Here is an 18,645-nt window from a genome sequence, read left to right as displayed (position 1 = left end):
GCTGGAGCCGGGAGGGACCGCTCAGCGGTTGGCGATGTAGAGGGTGACTTCAAAGCCAAGGCGCAGATCTTCGTAGCGGGGTTTGGTCCACATGGGAACCTCCTGAATATTGTTGTTAGGTAGGGATGTCGCTCAGGCGACCCTGACACTTCACCATCCACCCTGCCCCGGCTCCATCAAATTTTCGGACTACATCCAAAGCACAATGGCGTCCCCGCGCCATTGTTGTTAGCTCCTGAAAAGCGCCCGTCAGTAGCGGGCGTCCACCGGTTTATTGCCGTGTGGCCAGTCGCCGTCTTTACCGGCGAAGTCCGGGCGCGGCTGGTGGGTGAAGAACTGCGCCACATCCACCGCCTCTTGGGCGCTGAGCACACCGCCCTGACCCAGCGGCACGTGCAGCCCGGTGCCCATCGGCATGTTGTGCTGCACAAAGGTGGCCGCTTTGTACACCCGCGCCATGCCGGCGCCGATGTTGAACGAGTCGGGCCCCCACAGCGGCGGGAAGATGTAATCGCCGAACTGGTCCTTCATGCCTTGCCCCTGGTCACCATGGCAACTGGCGCACTGGCCGGCATAGACCACCTGCCCACGCTGGGCATTGCCCACCAACGCGGTATCAAATGCGGCCTCTCCTGGTGCCTGCACCACTCCGGCTTGGGCCGGTGCCAACCAGCGGTAGTAGGCTTGCATCGCCGCCATTTCTTCGCTGTCCACCGGCAGCGGGGTGCCGTTCATGGAGCGCTGGAAGCAGCCGTTGATGCGCCCGGCCAAGTCCACCTCGCGACCGGCCCGTGGCATCACCCGCGGATAACGCTGAGCGGTGTTGAAATAGTTAGCACCGTAACGCAACCGCCCTTGCGCCATGTGGCAGCTGTTGCAATTGAGGCCGCTGCCAACATTGTCGGGCAGTAAACGTGCGGTCTCGTTCAGCAGTCGCTTGCCATACAGGATCTGCTCGGCATTCGGCTGCTGCACAATGGCGGTATCCGCTGGCACCCGATAACGGCCCAGTACGGCACCATCCGCCGCGTGCAGCGGGTACTGCTGGGCCACCCGCACAGGCACCGCGTAGCCGAGTGCAGACCACTGCCAACCAAGTACCCCCAGCACTGCCGCCAGCGCTAGCACCACCACAGGAATCAACAGGCGCTTCATGGCGTCACCTCCGGCACATGATGGGTAGGTTTGTGGGCCAACTCTGCGCGCATGCGGCGGATATCCCATTCCGATACCGGACCCGCATTGTTGCCCCACCCGGCGCGCACATAACTGAGCACCTGGGCCAGTTCGCCGTCGCTGAGGTGGTCGAACGCCGGCATTGCGAACGCCATGCGGTCAGCGTCGGTCAGTGGCATGCGGTCACCGGCCAGCGTCACTTGGATCAAGGAGCGAGCATCTTCGGCAAATACGATGGAATTGCCGGCCAAGCTTGGGAAGATACGCGGCGCGCCCTGCCCGTCCAGACGATGACAGAGGCTGCATTGCTCCACGTATAGCAGCGCGCCCGGCGAGGTGTCCGTGCCGCTGCGCAGCGCCGCCGTGGTCAGGTCTTCGCCACGCTGCCAAGCGCCCCGGCCGCCAGGCTGCGGCGCCAGTTGCTTGAGATACGCCGCAATGGCGCTCAGATCATCGACGCTCATATAGCGCGAACTGTGCGCCACCACGTCCGCCATGGCACCGAACACCGCCACCCGATCGGTGCGGCCGGTGCGCAGGAATTCGACAATTTCCGCCTCACTCCAGGTGGCCAGCCCGAGCCCTTCATTGCGCAGGTTCTTGGCAAACCAACCCTCGACCGCAGAGCCTGACAGATAGCGGCCATCATCACTGTCATGCAGCGATTGTTCCTGGAAACCAATACCGCGCGGGGTGTGGCAGGCACCGCAATGGCCCAGCCCTTCCACCAGATAGGCCCCGACTGACCGGATCAGCATTGGCTTGCGGCTCTGACCAGGGTGCCCGACTCGGCACAAACAGCAGCTGCCAGGCCGCTTGCGGCCAGCGCAGACTTAACGGCCACGGCATGGTAGTGGGCGGGTTTTCTTGTCGCACCGGGGCCACCGCCGTCATGAAGTAGGCGTAAAGTGCCTGCATGTCGGCATCCGACACGATCTGGTACGACGGATACGGCATCGCCGGGAACAGGACTTGATGATCCGGCCGCACGCCGCGACGCACTGCGCGCTCGAAATCGCCATAGCGGTAGGCACCGATGCCGGTGTCCGGGTCCGGGGTGATATTGGTGGAATAAATAGTGCCGACCGGCGTCTGCAGCCCCCGCCCCCCAGCATAGGGTTGCCCGCCCGGCGCACTGTGACAGGCGGCACAATCCCCCAGCCGCGCCACATAACGGCCGCGCTCGATCAGCTGCGGATCGCGGATGTCCACCGCGGCGGTGTCACGATAGGGCACCGCCCAGCGCGGCAGCACCATGCAGCTGGCGATCACCACCGCTCCAAGCACGGCACCCACCGCCACCCCTTGCAGCAGGCGGCGCCTTCCGATTCGCTTCATTTTTCCCTCCCCGGGCATTTCCGCCGCGCCCGTTATTGCAACACGGCATATCGATATGCCCATCATCCCCGGCCTACCGAACAGCGGTCTGACATGTATCAAGAGCAGGCCGGAAAAAACCACTGGACCTGCCGGGCCACGGGTTTGCAAACGCGGGTACCGGGGGGATGATGGGGGCTGTTTTCTTGCCGCCATGGAGAGCACCAATGCACCCTCTCGTTTCTCGTTGGGTTCGGCCGTTGACCGCCGCCCTGTCGCTGACCCTGCTGGCCACGTCGGTCAGTTACGCTTGCACCCGGGTGGTATATCAAGGCCAACAAGGCCAGGTACTGACCGCCCGTTCGATGGACTGGAAGCTGGATGTCGGCACCAACCTGTGGGCGTTCCCGCGCGGCATGGAGCGCAGCGGCCAAGCCGGCCCGAACTCGATCAAATGGACTTCGCGCTACGGCAGTGTGGTGGCCACCGGCTACGACATCTCCACCACCGACGGCGTCAACGAAAAAGGCCTAGCCGCCAATATCCTGTGGCTGGTGGAGTCGGAGTATCCGGCCTACGACGGCAGCACGCCGGGCTTGTCCATCGCCGCTTGGGCGCAATTTGTGCTGGACAACTTCGCCAGCGTGGAGGAAGCGGTGAACGCCTTGAAACAAGAGCCGTTCACGCTGGTGACCGCCGAAGTACCAGGGGAAACCCGCCTCGCCACGCTGCATCTGTCGCTGTCCGACGCCAGCGGTGACAACGCCATCATCGAATACATCGATGGCAAGCAGGTGATTCATCACGACCGCAGCTACCAAGTAATGACCAACTCGCCGACTTTCGAAAAACAGCTGGCACTGGATGACTACTGGCAGCAGATCGGCGGCACCGTGATGCTGCCGGGCACCAACCGCGCCGCCGACCGCTTCGCACGGGCGTCGTTCTACATCAACGCAATTCCCAAGGACGCCTCGCCAGAGCACACCCTGGCCAGCGTGTTCAGCGTGATCCGCAACGTGTCCGTGCCGTTTGGCTTGAACACCGATGAGCAGCCAAATATCTCCTCCACCCGCTGGCGCACGGTGGTGGACCATCAACGGCAGCTGTACTTCTTCGAGTCGGCGGTGTCACCGAACCTGTTCTGGGTAGACCTGAACAAACTCGACTTCTCCGAACGCAGCGGCAAAGTGCGCAAGCTGGAGTTGGGTGAAGATCAGGCGCGGGTGTTTGCCGGCGAAGTGTCGAAACAGTTCAAGGTCACACGGCCGTTCGAGTTCGCCGGTCTGTAATACGGCGGAAAACAAAAAGGCCCGGCAGATGCCGGGCCTTTTTGTTGAAGGAATGTGGTAGGCACGAGTGGACTCGAACCACCGACCCCCACCATGTCAAGGTGGTGCTCTAACCAACTGAGCTACGTGCCTTCAATCAAGGCCGGCGATAATAGACATCCCGCCGGTCGTTGACAAGCATTTCCCATCAGCCAGCCATGAACGACAGTTCACGCAGCTGCTGGATGCGGTCGCGCACCGCCGCGGCGTCCTCGAATTCCAGATTGCGCGCGTGCTCCAGCATCCGTGCCTCCAGTACCGCAATCTCCTTGGTGGCGGCCGCCGGATCGGCCGGCATCGGCGCTGCCGCGTCCTCGCTGCGGCGGCCGCGGCCTTTGGCGTGCTTACCGCCGGCACCGCTTGTGTAGCTGTCTTCGAGAATGTCGCGGATCTGCTTGTTGAGCGCCTGCGGCGTAATGCCATGTTCGGCGTTGAACGCCTCCTGCTTCTCACGGCGGCGCGCGGTTTCCTCCATCGCCCGCTCCATCGAGCCGGTGATGCGGTCGGCGTACAACACCGCGCGGCCACGCAGGTTACGCGCCGCACGGCCCATGGTCTGAATCAGTGAGCGCTCAGCGCGCAGGAAGCCTTCCTTGTCGGCATCGAAGATCGCCACCAACGACACCTCCGGCATATCCAGCCCTTCGCGCAGCAGGTTGATGCCCACCATGACGTCGAACTTGCCCAGCCGTAGGTCGCGAATCAGCTCCACCCGCTCCACGGTATCCACATCGGAATGCAGGTAACGCACGCGCACATCGTGCTCTTGAAGGAACTCGGTGAGGTCTTCCGCCATGCGCTTGGTCAGCACGGTGATCAGCACCCGTTCGTTGCGGGCCACTGTGGTGCGGATCTCACCTAGTACGTCATCCACCTGGGTCAGCGCCGGGCGCACCTCCACCAACGGGTCAAGCAGACCGGTGGGGCGCACCACTTGCTCCACCACCTGACCGGCGTGTTCATGCTCGTAAGGGCCCGGGGTGGCGGAGACAAAGATCATCTGCGGCGCCAGCGCTTCCCACTCTTCGAACTTCAGCGGCCGGTTGTCCAGCGCCGACGGCAGCCGGAAGCCGTACTCCACCAGCGTTTCCTTGCGTGAGCGGTCACCTTTGTACATGGCGCCAATCTGCGGCACGGTGACGTGGGATTCATCCAGCACCAGCAACGCGTCCTTCGGCAAGTAATCAAACAACGTCGGCGGCGGTGCACCCGGCTCGCGGTCAGTGAACAGGCGCGAGTAGTTCTCGACGCCGTTGCAGTAACCCAGCTCCTGCAGCATCTCGATATCGAACCGGGTGCGCTGCTCTAGGCGCTGAGCTTCCACCAGTTTGTTGTGATCGCGCAGCTGTTTGAGCCGATCGGCCAGCTCATCCTTGATGCGCTCAATGGCGGCCAACACCACCTCGCGCGGTGTCACGTAATGGCTTTTGGGGTAGATGCTGATGCGCGCCACTTTGCGCAGAATTTCGCCGGTGAGCGGATCAAAGATGGCAATGTTCTCTACTTCGTCATCGAACAGTTCCAGCCGCACCGCCTCGCGGTCCTCATCGGCGGGAAAAATATCGATCACGTCGCCGCGCACCCGGTAGGTAGCGCGGCGGAAATCCATTTCATTACGGGTGTACTGCAACTCCGCCAAGCGCCGTAGCAGCGCACGCTGGTCGATGCGGTCGCCGCGCACGACATGCAGCAGCATCGACATGTAGCTGTCCGGGTCGCCAAGGCCGTAAATGGCCGACACCGACGCCACGATAATGGTATCGCGGCGTTCCATCAGCGCCTTGGTGGCGGACAGCCGCATCTGCTCGATGTGCTCGTTGATGGCGGCATCCTTCTCGATGAAGGTGTCCGACGACGGCACATAGGCTTCCGGCTGGTAGTAGTCGTAGTAGGAAACGAAATATTCCACCGCATTGTGCGGAAAGAACTCGCGGAATTCGGCGTACAGCTGGGCAGCCAGAGTCTTGTTCGGCGCCATCACTATGGTGGGCCGCTGCAGCTGCTGAATGACGTTGGCGATGGTGAAGGTCTTACCGGAGCCGGTTACGCCGAGCAGGGTCTGGTGGGCGAGACCATCCTCGATGCCTTCCACCAGCCCGGCGATGGCAGTGGGCTGGTCGCCAGCCGGTGCGTAGTCCGCCCGCAGGATGAATTCGCCCGGGGTTTCCCGGTGCCGTTGTCTGTCTTCCTGCGGGGTGGATGCCATTTCGCCGCGACCTCGAATCCGATACCATATCGGCCGCCCGCGTGCGCCCAGCGCACCCATTTCACCTCTACTCGAAAGACGAGGAGTGCATGTCCGAACTGCAGCTTTCCGACCGTGTTCAACGTATCAAGCCCTCCCCCACCTTGGCCGTGACTTCCCGCGCCGCAGAACTGCGCGCTCAGGGCAAGGACATTATCGGTCTTGGCGTTGGTGAGCCTGATTTCGACACGCCGGATCATATCAAAGAAGCCGGGATCGAAGCGATCAGCGCGGGTAAAACCCGCTATACCGCAGTGGACGGCACTCCGGGTCTGAAGAAAGCCATCATCGGCAAATTCCAGCGTGAAAACGGCCTGACCTACGAGCCGTCACAGATTCTGGTGTCCAGCGGCGGCAAACAGAGCTTCTTCAACCTCGCCCTGGCTTACCTGAACAACGGCGATGAAGTGATCATCCCGGCGCCCTACTGGGTGTCCTACCCGGACATGGTGCTGGTAGCCGGCGCTAAGCCGGTAGTGATCGAAACCGACGTCAGCGCGCGCTTTAAGATCACCCCGGCGCAGTTGGAAGCGGCCATCACCGATAAGACCCGTCTGTTTGTGATCAACAGCCCGTCCAACCCGTCTGGCATGGCCTACACCAAAGACGAACTGGCCGCGCTGGGCGACGTACTGCGCAAGCACCCGCAGATCCTGATCGCCACCGACGACATGTACGAGCACATCCTGTGGACCGGCCAGCCGTTCGTAAACATCCTCAACGCCTGCCCGGACCTGTTTGACCGCACCATCGTGCTCAACGGTGTATCCAAGGCCTACGCCATGACCGGCTGGCGCATCGGCTACGCCGGTGGCCCGGCCAAGCTGATCAAGGCGATGAACAAGGTGCAGAGCCAGAGCACCTCGAACCCGTCCTCGGTGAGCCAGGAAGCGGCTCAAGCAGCACTGAACGGCCCGCAAGAATGCGTGGGCCACATGGTCAAGGCGTTCAAAGAGCGCCACGACTACTTGGTTGCTGCGCTGAACGCCCTGCCCGGCGTGACCTGCGCTGAGGGCGACGGCACCTTCTACGTGTTCCCGGACTTCCGCCAGGCCATCGCTGATCTGGGCCTGGAAAACGACATTGCCTTGGCGGAGCGTCTGCTCGAGTTCGGCGTGGCGTTGGTGCCGGGCTCTGCGTTCGGGGCAGAAGGCTGTCTGCGTCTGTCGTTTGCCGTCAGCATGGATACGCTGAAGGCGGCAATTGAGCGTATTAGCAACGCTTTGTCGAAATAAGCAGCAAACGCGCATCGGGGTGTTGACGAACCCCGGTGCGCTCAATAACATACGCGCCGTTCCCGACATTCCGCCTTAGCTCAGTCGGTAGAGCAACTGACTGTTAATCAGTGGGTCGCTGGTTCGAGCCCAGCAGGCGGAGCCAAATATGGCAAGCACTCGGAAATGTAGAGCAACGGCTCTGCTGGTCCGACCACAAGCCAACAAAAAAGCCCGATTTTGATCGGGCTTTTTTGTGTCTGCGTTTCAGGATTTTTTGCTGTGGCCAAGCGCAGTGTTTTCCCCAATCTATGCTGCCGGCCGAGTCGTCTTCGCTCCCCGCTTGGCAACAACTTCGCACACGCCTCCAGCAGCTACTGGCGCCTCAATCAGCCTTGGCGTGCTACGTCCTAAGGCATTGATCCCGGCGGCGCCGGAGCGCGCCGCAGAGCGCCTTTAATGTGCAGCGACGAACGGCCCTCCAGCGGCAAGCGGCAGCAATCCAGTCCATACACCTGCGCCAACCGCTGCGCGGTGAGCACCGTATCCGGCGAACCGTCCGCCACCAACCTGCCCTGCTGCAACATCAGCACCCGCGAAGCAAAGCTGCTGGCCAGTGACAGATCGTGGCACACCAGCACCACCGACCAATCGCCAGTGGCAGCCAATGACGCCAACTTTTCTACCGTCAGATATTGCTGGGCGGGGTCCAGCGCCGAGGTGCTTTCATCCAGCAACAACAGACGCGGGCCGCTGGCGTCCCAAAGCTGCGCCAACACCCGCGCTAATTGCACCCGCTGCTGTTCACCACCGGACAACGACGGATAAGCACGGCTGCGCAGGTGCGCCACTTCCAGCCACTCCAGCAAGCTAGCCACCAGCGGATCGCGCACATTGCCGCCGCGACGACCCGGCAGCCCCAGCGCTACCACTTCGTCGACCCGGATCGGAAACGCCACCGTGGTGTGTTGCGACATCACCGCGCGGAAACGGGCCAATTCGGCTCCGGACCACTGCGCCAGCGAGCGGCCACGCAGCCAGATCCGGTCACGCACAGTGCTCGCGCCGCCAGACAACGCATGGAGCAAGGTGGACTTGCCGGCGCCGTTGGGGCCCAGCAGTGCCAAGCACTCCCCCGCGTTGACGGAAAAGTCGATGTCGCGCAGCAGCTGTTTGTCACCGACACTCAGCGACAGATTACGGATATCCAAAAGGGGCGCAGTCATGGCTCTGCTCACAACGGCCGCTGCCGCAGCAGCAGGTAAAGGAAAAACGGACCGCCCAGCAGCGCCATCACCAAGCCGATTGGCAGTTCCGCGGGCACCACCAGGGTGCGCGCCAGCACATCGGCAAACACCATCAGCAATGCGCCCATGGCGGCGGCACCGGGAATCAACCAACGGTGATCAACGCCCAGTAGTAGGCGCACCAGATGCGGCGCCACCAGCCCGATGAAACTGACTTGCCCGGCGGCCGCCACCGCCGCGCCCACCGACAATGCACTCAACACAATCACCGCACGCTTCACCCACACCACCGAAAAGCCCATGTGCGCGGCAGCCTCTTCACCAAGGATTAGGGCATTGAGCGGTCGCGCCAGCAGTGGCAACAGCAGAATGCTGGCCAGCAACCAGGGCGCCGCCAACGCCACGTCCTGCCAGCGACTGTGGGCCAAACTGCCCATGCTCCAGAACGTCAGCGAGCGCAGTTGCTGGTCGTCAGCGAGAAAAGTCAGCAATCCGGTGAGCGCCATGGCAATAGCGCCGATGGCAATGCCGGCCAATAGCAGCATCGACACTTGGGTGACGCCGCCGCGGCTGGCCACTCGCCACACCGCCCAAGTGGTGATCAGCGCACCGGTGAAGGCAGCCACCGGGATCGCCTGGGTCGGCAACTGCACCTGAAACGCCGTGGCGATACTGGCGCCGAGCACGATCACCGTCACCGCTCCCAACGCCGCTCCAGCAGAAATGCCAATCAGCCCGGGATCGGCCAGCGGGTTGCGGAACAACCCTTGCAGCACTGCGCCGGTGGCGGCCAAGGCGCCGCCGACCAAGGCGCCCATCACCACTCGCGGCAACCGCAGATCACGGATCACCAGATAGCCGGGGTCGGTGTTGCCGCCCGACACCCCCTGCCAAAGCTGGCCGAGCGACACCGCCATCGGCCCGGTCATCAGCGCTGCGGCCATGGCCACCACCAACAACAACATCAAGGCGCACAAACTTGGCGCCACCGGCCAGCGCCGCGGATCAGCGGTCATTGTGCCGCTGCGCCCTGGCCTTGTGCCGCATCCAGCACTTGGTGGAGCGCTTCCGGCATGCGTGGACCAAAGCCCAGCAATAACATGGCATCGGCCACCAGCACTCGCCCGGACTTGGCGGCGCGAGTTTGCTCCAGCAGCGGCCAGTCACTGCGGCGGAAACTGCCAGGCACGGTTTCGGCTACGACGATCAACTCAGGATCCAGCGCGATCAATGCTTCCGGGCTCATCGGTTTGAAACCGGCCCCCTCAGTGACATTGGACAGGCCGAGATCGTCCAGTAACGCCTGCGCCTGAGTGCCACGGCCCCCGATCTGGGTTCCGCGCCGGCCATCAGTGAGCAGGAACAAGGTGCGCGGTGGCGTTGCCAGCGGCAGGCGCTGGTCCACAGCGGCGAAGCGCTGGGTCAATGATGCTGTTAGCGCCGCGGCGCGCGGTTCGATGTCCAGCACTTTGCCGACACTCGCCACCCGCGCCAGCAGCCCTTCGCGGCTCCAGCGTGCGTCAATGGTTTCCATGCGCAGCAAGGCTGATAACTGTGCCACCGCCTGCGGTGGGCCGGCCTCTTCGGTCAGCAGCAGCAGATCCGGTCGCAAGCTGATCACGCCTTCCACCGGCAGCGCGCGCACATAGCCGATCTGCGGCAACGCCGCCGCAGCGGGCGGATAGTTGCTGGTGGCGTCAACGCCCACCAACCGCTGCTCAGCACCGAGGGCGTAGACAATCTCGGTGATTTCGCCACCGGCCACCACCACCCGCTCCGGCGCCGACTGGGCCACGCCCGCGCTCAGCGCCAGCGCCAACCCCGCGCCCAGCAGCGCCCTCCTACCTACGGCCCGCAGCCGCCCTATCGCTTCAGACACGTGCATCACCAGTCAGGGTTTAAAAACAGTAATGATAACCATTAGCGATTATTAAATCGACGTCGCCTGCACTTTGCAGCCGCTGGCGACGATCTCGAAAGGATGAGATTGGCGGCGCGGAAGCGCCCCGCCGGGTGTGCTTGGACCTACGCTGGCTACCACACACGCCGCCAAAACCAGCACCCTGCGCACACTGGTCAGCCGGCGCCGCAGGGCAAAACTCAGACTGCCTCGGCTGCCACGCCGGCCAGCAGCGCCTCAACCCCTTCACGGGCGAGCATGAAGGCATCCAGTGCGCCTTGCAGCGCTCGCTGACGCTGTTCTGCGCTCAGCTCCAGACCATCCATGGTGTCTTTGAAACGGCGCCAGTGCAGGCCGCGACCGTCATCGTGGCCAGCCAGATGGCGAGCCCCGAAGGTCTCGGACAACTCCAGTTGGCTCTTGGCATGTTTGAGCAAGAACGCGGCACCGAGATTGGAGCCTTCCACGGTGTAGAGCCAGCCGAGCGCAGCGTAATCGTCGCTGACACTGACGCCAGCAGTGGCGAGGCGGTCTTCCTCCAACGCCTCCGCGGTCACCCCAAGGTCGGCACAGTCGGCCAGCACCGCAGCCAGCCGGTCACGACCGGCAAGGTCCGGCAGCCATTGGCCCAGCTGCTCGGATTGAAACAGCGGCGACGCCACCCGCTGCAGGCGCGCCTGGGTACGCACGAACAGTGCATAGCGCTCACGGTCTGCAAACGGGGACAGCGCCATGATGCGCGTGTCCAGCAGCTCGTGTTGCGCGCGGGTGCCGTCTTTGAAGAATTCGGAGAGAGGGGTGTTCGACATGCTCGCTAGTCCTGTTGAGTGGATCAAACCGTGACTTCTGACCGGCCGCAAAGCGGCGGAGAAAACCACGCCTGTCCTATAGAGACGAACGAGAACCGGATTTGTCTTACTTTTTAGCGAATTCAGCTTATTTTTTTGTGCCGCCCGTGCGCAGCAATGCCATCGAAACGGAGCAAATGCCGCCGCTGAACCTGCCTCGCAGCCATGTAGGTGCTGGAACAACGGCCCTAAAGCGGTTCGCTGCCTACCACTTACAGCGGCACTCCGCTCAGTCGCCGGCGTTGCCTGGCAGAAATCGGACGCTTTTTTAGGCACTAAACTGCACCTGCAGCGGAGTGATGGTTACACTGGCGTTCGTCCTGAACCTGCGCCGGAGGCGAACATGGAACGTGATGCCCTGAGCCTCCCCCAAGGCCATGACCGCCTGCTGCTGCATTCCTGCTGCGCCCCCTGCTCCGGCGAAGTAATGGAAGCGCTCACCGCGTCTGGCATCGATTACAGCATTTTCTTCTACAACCCCAATATCCACCCGGTGAAGGAGTACCTGCTGCGCAAGGATGAGAACATTCGCTTTGCCGAGCAGCACGGTATCGAATTCATTGACGCCGACTACGACACCGACAACTGGTTCGAGCGCGCCCGGGGCATGGAGAACGAGCCCGAACGCGGCATCCGTTGCACCATGTGCTTTGACATGCGTTTTGAGCGCACCGCGTTGTACGCCTATGAACATGGCTTCAAGGTCATCAGCAGTTCGCTGGGGATTTCCCGCTGGAAGAACATGGCGCAGATTAACGACTGCGGCCACCGGGCGGCAGCGCCCTATCCGGAGTTGGTGTATTGGGATTACAACTGGCGCAAACAGGGCGGCGCCAGCCGCATGATCGAAATCAGTAAACGCGAGCAGTTTTACCAGCAGGAGTATTGCGGCTGCGTTTACTCATTGCGTGACACCAACCGCCACCGCCGCGCCCAAGGCCGGGAGCGGATCAAGATCGGTGTGCAGTATTACGGCATGGACGACGACGGAACCGCTCGGAGCTGAACTGCGACGGTGGACGCTGCTGGCTTTGCAGTACCATCCCGCTATGCGGCAACTTTGCCGGGCTGGTCAGCATGACCCGCGTGGTAGGGCGAAACTGTCGCCACATGCGGGTAGACCTCCGCCTCTGCTGCACTGGATCCACCTCGTCACCAAGGTTTCCCGCTGTGGATGCTGGCGACATGCATGGGCCACGGTGCGCAGCCACGCCGACCGCGCCTGCTCGGTGCAATCCCTTCGCGGCCCACTCCGGTTGCCCGACACCGCCTCACCGCACCGGCCTCGGCCACTGCTGCCCGCCCTACCCCGCGCCAGCGCCGCCGCCTGCCCGCCAAGGCCCACCACAAGACGCATTGCCCAAACGCGCCAGCCCTGCCTAAAACGCTGGCGCTGTTAGTCGGTGGCATCTTTTTTACCGCAACGGTTCGCGCGGTCGGCGATCATCGACGCTTCCCTACCACGTAACCGGAGCGCGGATGCCGAAAATGCCACTGCTGTGCCCCCACTGCGAAAGCCGTGATTTGGATTATCCGTGGCAGCTGGACGACGACAGCCTGATCCACTGCCAGCGTTGCGGCACCGAAGCGCCCTACCGGCAAGTGCTGAAATATTCGATCCAGGCCCGCATTGAGCGTATGGCACAACCGCGCCCGCCACGCCGGCGACGTTGAGCGCGGACGCTTAGAGACGCCCCACCACCACATCGAAGGTGCGCTCTAACTGACCGCCCGGGTCGACCTTACTCGGCACCCACTCGCGATGGCGACGGCTCTCAACCTCCCGCAGTCCAACCTGCGACAACAGGTCGGCCACTTGCTCGCCTTCATACAGACGGAAGCCGTGGGCGGTGAAGGGCAGGTTCTGCATAAACGCCGCCGACCCCACTGCCAGCGCCAACCGACCGCCGGGCACCAAACAGCGTTTCAGCGCGGCCAGCCACGGCTCGGGGGGTTGGATAAAATACAGCACATTGACCGCCATGATGGCGTCGAACTGCGGCGCCTCAAACGGCCAGTCCCCGTGCTGCAGCGTGAACTGGGCCTGGCCGGCGGCCACCGCCGCCGCATTGTGCTGGCGCGCTTCGTCGTGCATCAGCTCGGAAACGTCCAACCCGTGGTAATGCAGCCCCGCCACGGTCGCCAACAATGCCGATACATGGGCGCCGTTGCCGTGGCCAATTTCCAGCAGCCGCGCCGGGCCCGACAGCGCCAAGGCGTCGAAACATGCGCGCGTCATGCCCAGATTGCTAGCGTGCATCATGTCGCCGATCTTGCGGCCGTGGTCGCCGCGCGGATGCTGCAACTGCGCCGCCAAAGCAGCGATATGTGCGTGGTCGGTGTCGCTCATCGGAACTCCCAAACGCAAAAAAGCGCCCGCAGGCGCTTTTGCATAAACCTCGAAGGAGCCCTGTTTTATCAGTGCAGCACGGCGCCGTCGAGGCTACTGCCTTCCTTGTGCTGCGGCATAGGTTCGCCACTCGCGCCAGGCACATAGCCCGCCACAAAGCGGCGCAGCAAGGCGCGCATGGCAACCGTATCATTGTGGTCCAACGCCACGCGGAACTCGTCCAGCGCCGCACTGATTTGTTCCCAGGAGAAGTGCTCTTCGCGGGCCTGCATGATCATCGGGTGATCAGTGCCGACCCCGTCATCGTTGAACAGCAGCTCCTCGTACAGCTTCTCGCCGGGGCGCAGGCCGGTGACCTTGATTTCGATATCGCCTTCCGGGCAACGCTCATCTTTCACCCGGCGGCCCATCAGACGAATCATGGTGCAGGCCAGATCATAGATGCGCACCGGCTCACCCATGTCGAGCACAAACACTTCACCGCCACGGGCCATGGCCCCGGCCTGGATCACCAGCTGCGAGGCTTCCGGGATGGTCATGAAATAGCGCGTCACATCAGCGTGGGTCACGGTCACCGGCCCACCCTTATCGATCTGCTTGCGGAACAGCGGCACCACCGAGCCGGACGAACCCAGCACGTTGCCAAAGCGCACCATCGAGAACACCGTTTCCGAACCACGCGCCGCCATCGCCTGCAGTATCAGTTCAGAGAAGCGCTTGGTGGCGCCCATCACGTTGGTGGGACGCACTGCTTTGTCGGTGGAAATCAGAATGAAACGCTCGACACCGGCGACGTCCGCCGCTTCGGCAGCGGTGTAAGTGCCAAGGATATTGTTGCGCACACCGGCGGATGGGTTGTGCTCCACAATCGGCACGTGCTTGTAGGCCGCAGCGTGATAGAGGGTATGGATACGGTATTGGCGGCAAACGTCCACCAGCAGCCCCCGGTTCACCACCGAACCGAGAATCGGCACGATCTCAATGCGACGACCGCCGAGCATCTGGCGCAGCTCCTGCTCCATGCTATAGAGGCCGAACTCGCTGTGTTCCACCAACACCAGCCGGCGCGGATTGCACTGCATGATCTGGCGGCACAGCTCGCTGCCAATGGAACCCCCAGCGCCGGTAACCAACACATTCTTGCCGGTGATGCAGGTGGTCAGTAGCTCTGCGCGAGGCGGCACCGGATCACGACCGAGCAAGTCTTCGATCGCCACATCCTGCACCTGCTCGATGCGCGCGACCCCGGCCACAATGTCGCCCAGCGCCGGCACCGACTTCACGGTGACCGGCAGCGTTTCTAAGAAGGAGATGATACGCAGCCGCTGCGCGCGGGTGGCCGAGGGCATCGCCAGCAGCACCGTGCGCACGCGACCGCGCTCTACCCAGCTCGACAGGGCCTGCGGGCTCAACACCGGCACGCCTTCGATGCGTGAGCCGTGCAAAGAGCTGCGGTCGTCGACAAACACCACCGGGTCGAATTTGTAGCCGCGCTTCAGCGCGGTCATCAGCTCGATGCCAGAATAGCCGGCACCATAGATCGCTACTGCGGTGAGCGGACGGCGGCCATGGATGGCCCAATTGAGGTAACCACGCAGTGCCAAGCGGCTGCCGGTGAGATACAGCAAGCCCAGCGCCCAATAGATGAATAGCACCGAGCGCGGCACGCCCTTCCAGCCCATGAACGCCATCACACCGGCCATCAGCGCGGTGCCGAGCGTCATTGCCAGCAGCGACAGCACCACCGAATCACGGCCGGAGTAACGCACCATGCCTTGGTAGAAGCCCATCAGGCGCAGCGCCGGCATCGTCAGCAACGGTGCCAGCAGCAACAACCACCAGGGTGAAATAGTCGGCCACAGTGCACCGGTGCGCACCGCATAGGCCAGGAAGAACACCAGCATCAGGCCGAGCACGTCGCCTGCGATCAGGATCCGCCGCTTAGTGCCTCGTGAGAGGTCCAGCAACCAGCGGTGATACTGTTCGAACTGCTCCATCAGCTATCCCCTCGCAACCCTGCAAAAGCCGCAACCCAACCGGCCCGGGGAGTGAGGGGACATGGCGCCAACGCAAAGTGGCGCCCCCTCGATCGGCTGACGTCTTTGTCACCGCACTCCGGGCAGAGCACAGCATGATACGCCCGGAATATGAACGGACCATAAGAAGAACGGCCGACACCGCCCTTGAAGCAGACAGGATTTGACGTCGCCCACCCTTGCGGGCGACGCCATTGCTGCGCTTCAGCCGAGCAACTGGTGCTGGTGAAGCTGTTGCAAAATTTGCGATATGGCGTTGTCGGGTGAGTCCAATGCGGCCGTAACCACAGTGTCGCCATGCAAGCAGATCTCCAATATGGCCGGTGCCGAGGTGGTGGTCGCATGTACCACCAGCACACCTGCACGGCTCAAGGCACTGCGCTCGGCGGCGGTCTCGGCGTCAGCAAAGTACGGATAGGCCCCGGCATCAAACAGGGCCCGCTCCAGTTGCTGCGCCAGCGCCGACGCCTGTACTCCCTGCACATGGACGCTGGCTGGTTGCTGGCCCAGACGGCGGCTGCGTTCCTGCGCAGTCACTGGTTCAGCACTGCTACTGGCCGCCGCTTCATCATCCGGTCCATCGATCATGCCGGCCGCCACGGTGGCATTACTGAGCCGGTCAATCAGGATCAGACTGCCGGTGGCGCGGCAATCTCGATAGCGGTCGCACACCACCGGGCTGGTGAGCTGCAACCGCACCAGACCGATGCCGTTCAACGGCAAGCTGTCCGCCGGTTGGTGCGCCAGCGTGTTCACATCGACCTGGTAAAGGACCTCGCTGACCAGCGCGCTGCCAGAGGTGGCGCCCAGTTTGAAGTCATAGACTTTACCCAGTTTCAGCGGCGCTTCATGCATCCACACCAAATTAACCATGAAATTGTGACCGGTTGATGCTGCCGACTGTGCGCTGATGATCATGTCCCCGCGGGAGATGTCGATTTCATCCTGCAGCGTCAGCGTTACCGCCTGCCCGGCCCGTGCCTGCGGCTGCTCACCATCCCAAGTGACAATGCTGCGCACGCGCGAACGTTGGCCTGATGGCAACACCTTGATCTCATCGCCTGGCGCCACAGTGCCGGCTGCCACGGTGCCGCAATAGCCACGGAAATCCAGGTGCGGCCGGTTGACGTATTGCACCGGGAACCGCAGCTCTTCCAGCGCATCGGTATCGCTTAGCGGCAGGTGGTCAAGGATCTCCAGCAATGCCGGGCCGGTATGCCAAGGCATACGAGTGCTGCGTTGGACAACGTTCTCGCCGGCCAACGCGGACAGCGGTACATAGTGGATGTTGGCCACTCCGAGCGGCGCCACAAACGCGGCGTACTCGGCGCGAATGGCGTCAAAGCGCGCCTGGTCGTAGTCCACCAAGTCCATCTTGTTGATGGCGATGATGAAATGCCGGATACCGAGCAGCGCACAAATGAACGAGTGGCGCCGGGTCTGCACCTGCATGCCATGGCGGGCGTCGATCAGCAGGATGGCGGCATCGGCAGTGGAGGCACCGGTGGCCATGTTACGGGTGTACTGCTCATGGCCGGGGGTATCGGCAATGATGTATTTACGCTGGTCGGTGGCAAAGAAACGGTAGGCCACGTCGATGGTGATGCCCTGCTCACGCTCGGATTGCAGGCCATCCACTAGCAGCGCCAAATCCACCTCTTCGCCGGTGGTGCCGTGGCGTTGGCTATCGCGGGTGATGGCGGCCAACTGATCTTCGAACACCACCTTGCTGTCGTGCAGCAGCCGGCCAATCAGCGTCGACTTGCCGTCGTCCACGCTGCCGCAGGTAATGAAGCGCAGCAGTTCCTTGTTCTCGTGCTGACGCAGGTAGTCTTCGATGTTGTCGATTTGGGGGGCTTGGTAGGCCATGCAGGTGGTGCTCCTGGCAACCGCCGCAGCCGGCGGCGGTGATACTCAAACAAGGGGGCGGCAGACCGCTGGACGTCAGAAGTAGCCTTCGCGCTTTTTCTTTTCCATGGAGCCGGCTTCATCGTGGTCGATGGCACGGCCGGAGCGTTCCGACGTTCGCGCGACCAACATTTCCTGGATGATGTCCGGCAAAGTAGTGGCTTCCGATTCCACCGCGCCGGTCAACGGGTAGCAGCCAAGGGTGCGGAAGCGCACGCTCTTTTGCATCGGCACCTCGCCTTCACGCAGCGGCAGGCGTTCGTCATCGACCATGATCAGCATGCCGTCGCGCTCCACCACCGGGCGCTGCTCGGACAGGTACAGCGGCACGATGTCGATGCCTTCCAGATAGATGTATTGCCAAATATCCAACTCGGTCCAGTTGGACAGCGGGAACACACGGATCGACTCGCCCTTGTTGATGCGGCTGTTGTACAGGTTCCACAGTTCCGGACGCTGGTTCTTCGGATCCCAGCGGTGAAAACGGTCGCGGAACGAATACACCCGCTCTTTAGCACGCGACTTTTCTTCGTCACGGCGGGCACCGCCGAACGCCGCGTCGAAGCCGTATTCGCTAAGCGCCTGCTTCAGTGCTTGGGTCTTCATCACGTCGGTGTACTTGGCACTACCGTGGTCGAACGGGTTGATCCCCGCTGCCACGCCTTCCGGGTTGCTGTGCACCAGCAGCTCCATGCCCGCCTCCGCCGCCATACGGTCACGGAATTCGATCATCTGGCGGAATTTCCAGGTGGTGTCCACATGCAGCAGCGGGAACGGCGGCTTGCCCGGCGCAAACGCTTTGCGCGCCAGATGCAGCATCACCGAGGAGTCTTTACCAATGGAGTACAGCATCACCGGGCGGTCGAACTCGGCGGCCACCTCACGGATGATGTGAATGGATTCGGCCTCCAATGCTTGGAGGTGGGTCATGCGGTCTTGGGGGAGCACCATAAGGTTCCATCTACGCGTCAAAGCGGGCCCGGAAGGCCCGGGAAAAAGCCGGGTTTGGATAATAACCAAAGGCTTTTCAGCGTATAGGGGCGGCCGCTGGGCCGCCCCGCACGATGGAACCA

The 18,645-nt window shown here is 62.7% G+C and carries 17 protein-coding genes and 2 tRNA genes; 5 read left to right on the top strand and 14 right to left on the bottom strand.

What is annotated here, in order from left to right:
* Positions 1 to 21: 21 nt before the first annotated feature.
* The 4 genes from pqqA to AB5I84_RS06060 form a co-directional block, all read right to left on the bottom strand.
* Positions 22 to 93, bottom strand: coding sequence for a pyrroloquinoline quinone precursor peptide PqqA (gene pqqA, locus AB5I84_RS06075; protein WP_369456067.1), 72 nt, complete (start codon positions 91 to 93; stop codon positions 22 to 24).
* Between the two features lie 156 nt (positions 94 to 249).
* Positions 250 to 1,155, bottom strand: a complete 906-nt coding sequence (locus tag AB5I84_RS06070) for a c-type cytochrome (protein ID WP_369454963.1) — start codon at positions 1,153 to 1,155, stop codon at positions 250 to 252.
* A complete protein-coding gene (locus AB5I84_RS06065) occupies positions 1,152 to 1,934 on the bottom strand; it encodes a c-type cytochrome (RefSeq protein WP_369454962.1) in 783 nt (260 codons plus the stop codon). The genes AB5I84_RS06070 and AB5I84_RS06065 overlap by 4 nt, the downstream gene beginning before the upstream one ends.
* Positions 1,831 to 2,514 (bottom strand): c-type cytochrome, encoded by a 684-nt coding sequence (locus AB5I84_RS06060; protein WP_369454961.1) that lies wholly within the window; start codon positions 2,512 to 2,514, stop codon positions 1,831 to 1,833. Before AB5I84_RS06060 ends, AB5I84_RS06065 begins: the two co-directional genes overlap by 104 nt.
* A 206-nt stretch (positions 2,515 to 2,720) precedes the next feature.
* On the opposite strand from AB5I84_RS06060, the gene AB5I84_RS06055 reads away from it, so the two are divergent.
* Complete coding sequence (locus AB5I84_RS06055; protein WP_369454960.1) at positions 2,721 to 3,785, top strand: linear amide C-N hydrolase; 1,065 nt, start codon at positions 2,721 to 2,723, stop codon at positions 3,783 to 3,785.
* A gap of 55 nt (positions 3,786 to 3,840) precedes the next feature.
* On the opposite strand, the gene AB5I84_RS06050 is transcribed toward AB5I84_RS06055, so the two are convergent.
* Together AB5I84_RS06050 and uvrB are read right to left on the bottom strand one after the other, a co-directional pair.
* Positions 3,841 to 3,917: transfer RNA gene (locus tag AB5I84_RS06050), tRNA-Val, on the bottom strand.
* Positions 3,918 to 3,972: 55 nt separating this feature from the next.
* Positions 3,973 to 6,030, bottom strand: coding sequence for an excinuclease ABC subunit UvrB (gene uvrB / locus AB5I84_RS06045; protein WP_369454959.1), 2,058 nt, complete (start codon positions 6,028 to 6,030; stop codon positions 3,973 to 3,975).
* An 89-nt stretch (positions 6,031 to 6,119) separates the two neighbouring features.
* On the opposite strand from uvrB, the gene AB5I84_RS06040 reads away from it, so the two are divergent.
* Complete coding sequence (locus AB5I84_RS06040; RefSeq protein WP_369454958.1) at positions 6,120 to 7,304, top strand: pyridoxal phosphate-dependent aminotransferase; 1,185 nt, start codon at positions 6,120 to 6,122, stop codon at positions 7,302 to 7,304.
* A gap of 69 nt (positions 7,305 to 7,373) precedes the next feature.
* Positions 7,374 to 7,449 (top strand) — tRNA-Asn (locus AB5I84_RS06035).
* Positions 7,450 to 7,693: 244 nt separating this feature from the next.
* Here the strand turns inward: AB5I84_RS06035 and AB5I84_RS06030 are convergent.
* The 4 genes from AB5I84_RS06030 to AB5I84_RS06015 form a co-directional block, all read right to left on the bottom strand.
* Positions 7,694 to 8,509, bottom strand: a complete 816-nt coding sequence (locus AB5I84_RS06030) for a heme ABC transporter ATP-binding protein (protein WP_369454957.1) — start codon at positions 8,507 to 8,509, stop codon at positions 7,694 to 7,696.
* Positions 8,510 to 8,517: 8 nt separating this feature from the next.
* Entirely contained in the window at positions 8,518 to 9,546 is a 1,029-nt protein-coding gene (locus AB5I84_RS06025; RefSeq protein WP_369454956.1) for a FecCD family ABC transporter permease, read from the bottom strand.
* Positions 9,543 to 10,409, bottom strand: a complete 867-nt coding sequence (locus AB5I84_RS06020; RefSeq protein ID WP_369454955.1) for a heme/hemin ABC transporter substrate-binding protein — start codon at positions 10,407 to 10,409, stop codon at positions 9,543 to 9,545. Before AB5I84_RS06020 ends, AB5I84_RS06025 begins: the two co-directional genes overlap by 4 nt.
* 221 nt (positions 10,410 to 10,630) lie before the next feature.
* Positions 10,631 to 11,239: a biliverdin-producing heme oxygenase gene (locus AB5I84_RS06015; protein ID WP_369454954.1), complete on the bottom strand. Its 609-nt coding sequence runs from the start codon at positions 11,237 to 11,239 to the stop codon at positions 10,631 to 10,633.
* Between the two features lie 382 nt (positions 11,240 to 11,621).
* Between AB5I84_RS06015 and AB5I84_RS06010 the strand changes: the two genes are divergently transcribed.
* Positions 11,622 to 12,284, top strand: a complete 663-nt coding sequence (locus AB5I84_RS06010; RefSeq protein ID WP_369454953.1) for an epoxyqueuosine reductase QueH — start codon at positions 11,622 to 11,624, stop codon at positions 12,282 to 12,284.
* A 473-nt stretch (positions 12,285 to 12,757) separates the two neighbouring features.
* A complete protein-coding gene (locus AB5I84_RS06005) occupies positions 12,758 to 12,952 on the top strand; it encodes a hypothetical protein (RefSeq protein ID WP_369454952.1) in 195 nt (64 codons plus the stop codon).
* Positions 12,953 to 12,962: 10 nt separating this feature from the next.
* Here AB5I84_RS06005 and AB5I84_RS06000 read toward each other — a convergent pair whose 3' ends face one another.
* The 4 genes from AB5I84_RS06000 to cysD all read right to left on the bottom strand — a co-directional run bounded on the left by AB5I84_RS06000 (position 12,963) and on the right by cysD (position 18,523).
* Positions 12,963 to 13,628 (bottom strand): class I SAM-dependent methyltransferase, encoded by a 666-nt coding sequence (locus AB5I84_RS06000; protein WP_369454951.1) that lies wholly within the window; start codon positions 13,626 to 13,628, stop codon positions 12,963 to 12,965.
* A 68-nt stretch (positions 13,629 to 13,696) separates the two neighbouring features.
* Complete coding sequence (locus tag AB5I84_RS05995) at positions 13,697 to 15,625, bottom strand: polysaccharide biosynthesis protein (protein WP_369454950.1); 1,929 nt, start codon at positions 15,623 to 15,625, stop codon at positions 13,697 to 13,699.
* A gap of 243 nt (positions 15,626 to 15,868) precedes the next feature.
* Entirely contained in the window at positions 15,869 to 17,533 is a 1,665-nt protein-coding gene (gene cysN / locus AB5I84_RS05990; RefSeq protein ID WP_369454949.1) for a sulfate adenylyltransferase subunit CysN, read from the bottom strand.
* Positions 17,534 to 17,608: 75 nt separating this feature from the next.
* A complete protein-coding gene (gene cysD, locus AB5I84_RS05985) occupies positions 17,609 to 18,523 on the bottom strand; it encodes a sulfate adenylyltransferase subunit CysD (protein WP_369454948.1) in 915 nt (304 codons plus the stop codon).
* Positions 18,524 to 18,645 lie beyond the last annotated feature (122 nt).

This window comes from Alcanivorax sp. REN37, from assembly GCF_041102775.1.
Taxonomy (GTDB): domain Bacteria; phylum Pseudomonadota; class Gammaproteobacteria; order Pseudomonadales; family Alcanivoracaceae; genus Isoalcanivorax; species Isoalcanivorax beigongshangi.
This window is presented reverse-complemented; position numbering and strand designations above follow the sequence as displayed.

Coding starts and splice junctions, on each gene's coding strand:
- AB5I84_RS06040 (WP_369454958.1), top strand. CDS start 6,120: ATGTCCGAACTGCAGCTTTCCGACCGTGTTCAACGTATCAAGCCCTCC.
- AB5I84_RS06025 (WP_369454956.1), bottom strand. CDS start 9,546: ATGACCGCTGATCCGCGGCGCTGGCCGGTGGCGCCAAGTTTGTGCGCC.
- AB5I84_RS06055 (WP_369454960.1), top strand. CDS start 2,721: ATGCACCCTCTCGTTTCTCGTTGGGTTCGGCCGTTGACCGCCGCCCTG.
- AB5I84_RS06000 (WP_369454951.1), bottom strand. CDS start 13,628: ATGAGCGACACCGACCACGCACATATCGCTGCTTTGGCGGCGCAGTTG.
- AB5I84_RS06030 (WP_369454957.1), bottom strand. CDS start 8,509: ATGACTGCGCCCCTTTTGGATATCCGTAATCTGTCGCTGAGTGTCGGT.
- AB5I84_RS06070 (WP_369454963.1), bottom strand. CDS start 1,155: ATGAAGCGCCTGTTGATTCCTGTGGTGGTGCTAGCGCTGGCGGCAGTG.
- cysN (WP_369454949.1), bottom strand. CDS start 17,533: ATGGCCTACCAAGCCCCCCAAATCGACAACATCGAAGACTACCTGCGT.
- uvrB (WP_369454959.1), bottom strand. CDS start 6,030: ATGGCATCCACCCCGCAGGAAGACAGACAACGGCACCGGGAAACCCCG.
- AB5I84_RS06060 (WP_369454961.1), bottom strand. CDS start 2,514: ATGAAGCGAATCGGAAGGCGCCGCCTGCTGCAAGGGGTGGCGGTGGGT.
- AB5I84_RS06065 (WP_369454962.1), bottom strand. CDS start 1,934: ATGCTGATCCGGTCAGTCGGGGCCTATCTGGTGGAAGGGCTGGGCCAT.
- AB5I84_RS06015 (WP_369454954.1), bottom strand. CDS start 11,239: ATGTCGAACACCCCTCTCTCCGAATTCTTCAAAGACGGCACCCGCGCG.
- AB5I84_RS06005 (WP_369454952.1), top strand. CDS start 12,758: ATGCCGAAAATGCCACTGCTGTGCCCCCACTGCGAAAGCCGTGATTTG.
- AB5I84_RS05995 (WP_369454950.1), bottom strand. CDS start 15,625: ATGGAGCAGTTCGAACAGTATCACCGCTGGTTGCTGGACCTCTCACGA.
- AB5I84_RS06010 (WP_369454953.1), top strand. CDS start 11,622: ATGGAACGTGATGCCCTGAGCCTCCCCCAAGGCCATGACCGCCTGCTG.
- cysD (WP_369454948.1), bottom strand. CDS start 18,523: ATGGTGCTCCCCCAAGACCGCATGACCCACCTCCAAGCATTGGAGGCC.